Origin of the sequence: Martelella sp. UBA3392 (assembly GCF_002358775.1) — a bacterium.
In the GTDB taxonomy this organism is placed as follows: domain Bacteria; phylum Pseudomonadota; class Alphaproteobacteria; order Rhizobiales; family Rhizobiaceae; genus Martelella; species Martelella mediterranea.
In genome coordinates, this window is the sequence record NZ_DEPM01000211.1 from 1 (window position 1) to 5,746 (window position 5,746).

Below are 5,746 nucleotides of genomic sequence, written 5' to 3' on the forward strand. Positions count from 1 at the left end.
TCCTTCTTCTTCGGGCCGAGCTTGCCGGACCAGGCGCAGATCTCGTAGGTCTCGAGTTCGCCATAGGTGCCGTCGCGCTTCTGCTTCCAGATTTCGAGAACGCCCTCTTCCTTGAAAATCCGGATCGTGATCGGCGCGTTCTTGGCCATGTCGTACTTGCTCATCTTCGCCACCATGGAAGACGGCAAAGAATAGTTCATCTTCTCCTGCACGGAGGAGAAGTCGGTACTGTCAAAAAAGCTGTTGCAGCCCGTCAGCGCCACAGCGGCGAACATTATCGGGGCCAGTACAGTCAAGCGCATGGATAGAACCTGCCGGATTTTGCCTTCAAACGCAACGGTCGCCCGCCGCTGAATGGCACCATAATGCACAGTCAAACTTCAAGAAAGCGTTAACTCTTTCTTTCCGCCCCGCTAGCGGCAACCCGGCGAGAGCATGCAGCCCTCAGAGATTGCGGCCGATGGCGAGGAATTTCTGCCGCCGCATATTGCGGATTTCCTCGGAAGACTTGCCTTCGAATTCGTTGAGCCCCTCGGCGATCTGGTCGCCCGAAGCATCGATCACGGTATCGGCATGGCGATGCGCGCCGCCGACCGGCTCTGGGATGATTTCCTCGACGATGCCGAACCCCTTCAGATCCTGGGCGGTGATCTTCATGTTGGTGGCCGCTTCCTTGGCGCGGGCGGAATCACGCCACAGGATCGAGGCCGCGCCCTCCGGCGAAATCACCGAATAGATCGCGTGCTCCAGCATATAGACCCGGTTGGCCGCGGCAATCGCGATCGCGCCGCCCGACATGCCCTCGCCGATCACCAGCGTGATCATCGGTACGCCGATCCTGAGGCACATTTGGGTGGAGCGGGCGATGGCTTCCGCCTGTCCGCGCTCTTCCGCGCCGACGCCCGGATAGGCGCCCTGGGTATCAACGATCGAGATCACCGGCAGGTTGAAGCGGTCGGCAAGCTCCATCAGGCGGATCGCCTTGCGGTAGCCTTCCGGCCGCGGCATGCCGAAATTATGCTTCAGCCGGCTCTTGGTGTCGTGCCCCTTCTCCTCGCCGATCACGGCGACCGGGCGTCCGCGGAACCGGGCAAGGCCCGCCTGGATCGCCGCGTCCTCGCCGAAATTGCGGTCGCCGGCAATCGTGGTGAACTCGGTGAATAGCCGCTTGGCGTAATCGAGAAAGTGCGGGCGCTGCGGGTGGCGGGCCACCTGCGCCTTCTGCCATGGCGAAAGCTTGCCATAGATATCGGTCATCGCTTCGCTGACGCGGGTTTCCAGGCGCGCGATCTCTTCCGACGTGTCGATGCTCTCGCCGTCGTCGGCCAGTTTCTTCAGCTCGATAATCTTGGCCTCCAGGTCGGAGATTGGCCTTTCGAAATCGAGATAGCTGTACATTGTCGCAATTTCCCTGGGTTTTCCGCCGCGCCCGGAACCGCGTTCTCGGGCTTCCACTTACAATATTGTGCCGCTTAATCCCGTTTTTTGGCTTCTTTTGCAAGGGGGTGATGCATTTCCACCAGTTCCCGGAGCCTTTCTTCCAGGACATGGGTGTAGATCTGGGTGGTCGAGATATCGGCATGGCCGAGCATTTCCTGCACCGCGCGCAGGTCCGCGCCGTTCTGCAGCAGGTGGCTGGCGAAGGCATGGCGCAGCACATGCGGCGAGATCGCTGTGGTCCTGAGCCCCGCCCGCCCGGCCAAGCCTTTCAGGTCGCGGGCGAAGACCTGGCGCGAAAGATGCCCGGCAGCGCCTCTCGACGCGAACAGATAGGGGTTCTCATCGTCGTCCGCTGCCTTCTGCCGCTCGGCATCGAAGGCAGCAAGCGCTTCCAGCGCCCTCAACGACAACGGCACGGCGCGCTCCTTGTTGCCCTTGCCGCGCACGGTCAGGAACCGCTCCTTCTTCTTCATCACATTCGCCGGCAGCGTGACGAGCTCGGAAACCCGCATGCCGCTGGCATAAAGCGTCTCCAGAAGCGCGCTCATGCGCAGCTTTTCAAAATGCTGTGGACCGGGGGCGCCGGCCTCGGCCGCCGCCTGGTCCAGCAGCCGGTCGACATCGGCGACCGAGAGGGTTTTCGGCAGCGGCCGCGCCTTTTTCGGCGCGTCGATGACGCCGGTCGGATCGTCGCCGCGCAGGCCCTCCGCATAGAGAAACTGATAGAACTGCTTCAGCGCCGAAAGCCGCCTTGCCTGGGACGTGGCCGCAAAGCCGCGTTTTGCGAGGTCCGAGAGATAGGCCGAAACATCGCCCGAAGCCGCGTCATCGACCGCGACCCCGCGGTCGATCATGAAATCGCGATAGTCATCGAGATCGCGCTGATAGGCGGCAAGCGTATTGACGGCCGCCCCCCGCTCCGCGCTCAGCATTTCGATGAACGCCTCGATATGGGCGCCGGAAAGATCCAATGCGTTTAACTCCCTGCCATCTGAAACCGGAATTCGACGCCCTTCGCCTTGACGCCATCACGGCATTTGCCGATACGTGGCAGGACAAGAATGGGCACGCTATGAACGTAAAACAAGATACCGGCGGCGCGGGACTGCGGCAAAAGGCGATTGCCGGCCTTGCCGGGCGCAATCTGATCCTGGTCGGCCTGATGGGCGCCGGCAAGAGCGCGATCGGCAAGCTCGTCGCCGCCCAGCTCGGCCTGCCCTATATCGACACCGACCACGAAATCGAATCCGCCGCCCAGATGTCGATCGCCGATATTTTTGCCGCATACGGCGAGCCGGAATTCCGGGCGCTCGAAACAAGGGTGATCGAGCGCGTGCTGGCAGAGGGGCCCGCGATCGTCTCCACCGGGGGGGGCGCGTTCATCAACCCTGTAAACCGCGAACTGATCGCCAGTTCCGGCCTGTCGCTGTGGCTGAAGGCCGACCTCGAGACATTGTGGGACCGGGTCAAGCGCCGCCAGACCCGCCCGCTTTTAAAAACTGAGAACCCTAAGCAGACGCTCAAGGATCTGATGGACAAGCGCTATCCGGTCTATGCCAAGGCCGACGTCACCGTCCACTCCCGCAATGTCCGCAAGGAAGCCGTGATGCGCGATGTGCTGAAGGCGCTCGCCGCCGTTGATGAAGGAAAATAGTCCCATGACTGAAAGCGTATCCGACAAGCGGATCGTCCGCGTCGATCTCGCCGACCGCAGCTATGACATCCTGATCGGCCCGGACCTTCTGACCAGCGCCGGCGGCGAGACGCTCGCCCGGCTTGACTGCCGCAAGGTCGCGATCATCTCCGACGTCAATGTCGCGCCGCTCTACCTCGATACGCTCGTCGAAAGCCTGCAGACCGACGGCATCGAGACGTTCGCGATGACGCTTGCGGCGGGCGAAAAAACAAAGAGCTTCGACAACCTCACCGCCGTGGTCGATTTCATCCTCGAAGCCCGGATCGAACGTTCCGACGCGGTGATCGCGCTCGGCGGCGGCGTGATCGGCGATCTCACCGGCTTTGCCGCCGCCATCGCCCGGCGCGGCGTGCGCTTCATCCAGGTCCCGACCTCGCTGCTGGCCCAGGTCGACAGTTCCGTCGGCGGCAAGACCGGCATCAATTCGCGCCACGGCAAGAACCTGATCGGCGCCTTCCACCAGCCCGATCTGGTGCTCGCCGACACCACAACGCTCAATACGCTGAGCCCGCGCGAATTCGCCGCGGGCTATGCCGAAGTCGTCAAATACGGGCTGATCGACCAGCCCGACTTCTTCCACTGGCTGGAAAAGCACCGCGAGGCGGTGTTTGCCGGCGGCGATGCCCGGATCGAGGCGATCGCGCAAAGCTGCGCGGCCAAGGCCGCCGTCGTTGCCGCCGACGAGCGCGAAAACGGCCGGCGCGCGCTGCTGAACCTCGGCCACACCTTCGGTCACGCGCTGGAAAAGGCCACCGGTTACGACAGCGCCCGGCTGGTCCACGGCGAGGGCGTCGCGATCGGCATGGTGCTGGCGCACGAGTTTTCCGCGCGCATGAACCTCGCAAGCCCGGACGACGCCAAACGCGTGGCGGCGCATCTGAAGGAAGCGGGCCTGCCGACATCGCTTGGCGATATTGACGGGGACCTGCCCCATGCCGATATAATGCTGGATGCCATCGGCCAGGACAAAAAGGTGAAGGGCGGCAAGCTGACCTTCATCCTCACCCGCGGCATCGGAGAAGCCTTCATCGCTGATGACGTGCCGCCCTCCGAGGTTCTGGCGTTTCTGACGGAAAAACATCCGCAATGACCACACGCGATATTTCGCAATTCTTCTCCGACTACGGCCTCACCATGGCGATCATTTTCGCCCTGATCGTCGTCTCGGCCTTTTTCTCCGGTTCGGAAACGGCGCTGACCGCCGTCTCGCGGGCCCGCATGCACACGCTCGAGCAGCAGGGCGACCGCCGCGCCGGCTTCGTCAATGCCATGATCGCCAGGCGCGACCGGCTGATCGGCGCGCTTCTGATCGGCAACAACCTCGTCAACATTCTGGCCTCGTCGCTCACCACGACGCTGTTCCTGAGCATTTTCGGAGACAAGGGCGTTGCCTATGCGACACTGATCATGACGACGCTTCTGGTGATCTTCGCCGAGGTGCTGCCGAAAAGCTGGGCGATCTCGGCCACCGACCGGTTCGCGCTTGTCGTGGCGCCCTTCGTGCGGGTGTTCGTTCTGGTGGTCGGCCCGCTTTCCAGCCTCGTCAACATCGTCGTCCGCGGCATCCTGCGCATCTTCGGCGTGACTCTGACCAAGGGCACGGAGATGCTGACCGCGCATGAGGAACTTCGCGGCGCGGTTGATCTTCTCCACCGCGAGGGCTCTGTGATCAAGGCCGACCGAGACCGCCTCGGCGGCGTGCTCGATCTCGGCGAACTCGAAGTTTCCGACGTGATGATCCACCGCACCGCCATGCGCGCCGTCAATGCAGACGACCCGCCGGAACAGGCGGTCAAGACCGTGCTCGAAAGCCCCTATACCCGCCTTCCGGTATGGCGCGGCTCGATCGACAACATCATCGGCGTGGTCCACTCGAAGGACCTCTCGCGCGCGCTCGCCGAACCGCATGCCGCGCCGTCAACCATCGATATCGTCAAGGTGTCGCAGAAGCCGTGGTTCGTGCCCGACAGCACCAATCTGAAGGACCAGCTCAACGCCTTCCTGCGCCGCAAAGTGCATATCGCCGTGGTGGTCGACGAATATGGCGAGGTGCAGGGCATCGTCACGCTGGAGGATATTCTCGAGGAAATCGTGGGCGATATCGCCGACGAGCACGATCTGGAAATCTCCGGCGTGCAGCAGGAGGCCGATGGCTCGATCGTGGTCGACGGCACGGTTCCGATCCGCGACCTCAACCGCGCGCTCGACTGGAACCTGCCCGACGAGGAGGCGACCACGATTGCCGGCCTCGTCATCCACGAGAGCCAGACCATCCCCGAGGAGCGCCAGTCCTTCACCTTCTACGGCAAGCGCTTCATCGTGATGAAACGCGAGAAGAACCGCATCACCAAACTGCGCATCCGCCCCCTCGGCGCCGCCGCCACCGCAACCCCGCCGGCGGAGTGATGGGGCGAACCGGCGTCGAGCCTGAGCGCGGGCCGGCGAACTGCATATCTTTAACCGATAACCGCCGAATCACGAGGCTTCCCCCCACCTGAGGCCCCACCGTTCCCAATCTCCCCCTTGAGGAGGAGATGTCGCGCAAGCGACAGAGAGGGGTATGGGCAGAAGCCGCCTACTCCATGCGCTCTCGGATAGGGTTCACCCCTC

The 5,746-nt window shown here is 63.0% G+C and carries 5 protein-coding genes and 1 pseudogene; 3 read left to right on the top strand and 3 right to left on the bottom strand.

Annotated elements, in window-relative coordinates:
* The 3 genes and pseudogenes from B4E36_RS16635 to xerD all read right to left on the bottom strand — a co-directional run.
* Window positions 1–302 (bottom strand): annotated as a pseudogene (locus B4E36_RS16635) (hypothetical protein); the annotation flags it as partial.
* Window positions 303–444: 142 nt separating this feature from the next.
* Complete coding sequence (locus tag B4E36_RS16640; RefSeq protein WP_292052670.1) at window positions 445–1,398, bottom strand: acetyl-CoA carboxylase carboxyltransferase subunit alpha; 954 nt, start codon at window positions 1,396–1,398, stop codon at window positions 445–447.
* A gap of 74 nt (window positions 1,399–1,472) precedes the next feature.
* Entirely contained in the window at window positions 1,473–2,411 is a 939-nt protein-coding gene (xerD, locus tag B4E36_RS16645) for a site-specific tyrosine recombinase XerD (RefSeq protein ID WP_345900586.1), read from the bottom strand.
* A 101-nt stretch (window positions 2,412–2,512) separates the two neighbouring features.
* Here xerD and B4E36_RS16650 point away from each other — a divergent pair, with 101 nt between their 5' ends.
* From B4E36_RS16650 to B4E36_RS16660, 3 genes are read left to right on the top strand one after another with little or no spacing between them, the layout of a single operon-like run.
* Entirely contained in the window at window positions 2,513–3,094 is a 582-nt protein-coding gene (locus B4E36_RS16650; RefSeq protein ID WP_292057974.1) for a shikimate kinase, read from the top strand.
* Window positions 3,095–3,098: 4 nt separating this feature from the next.
* Entirely contained in the window at window positions 3,099–4,226 is a 1,128-nt protein-coding gene (gene aroB, locus B4E36_RS16655; RefSeq protein WP_292057975.1) for a 3-dehydroquinate synthase, read from the top strand.
* Complete coding sequence (locus B4E36_RS16660) at window positions 4,223–5,542, top strand: HlyC/CorC family transporter (protein WP_292057977.1); 1,320 nt, start codon at window positions 4,223–4,225, stop codon at window positions 5,540–5,542. Before aroB ends, B4E36_RS16660 begins: the two co-directional genes overlap by 4 nt.
* Window positions 5,543–5,746 lie beyond the last annotated feature (204 nt).

Coding starts and splice junctions, on each gene's coding strand:
- B4E36_RS16640 (WP_292052670.1), bottom strand. CDS start 1,398: ATGTACAGCTATCTCGATTTCGAAAGGCCAATCTCCGACCTGGAGGCC.
- B4E36_RS16650 (WP_292057974.1), top strand. CDS start 2,513: ATGAACGTAAAACAAGATACCGGCGGCGCGGGACTGCGGCAAAAGGCG.
- aroB (WP_292057975.1), top strand. CDS start 3,099: ATGACTGAAAGCGTATCCGACAAGCGGATCGTCCGCGTCGATCTCGCC.
- B4E36_RS16660 (WP_292057977.1), top strand. CDS start 4,223: ATGACCACACGCGATATTTCGCAATTCTTCTCCGACTACGGCCTCACC.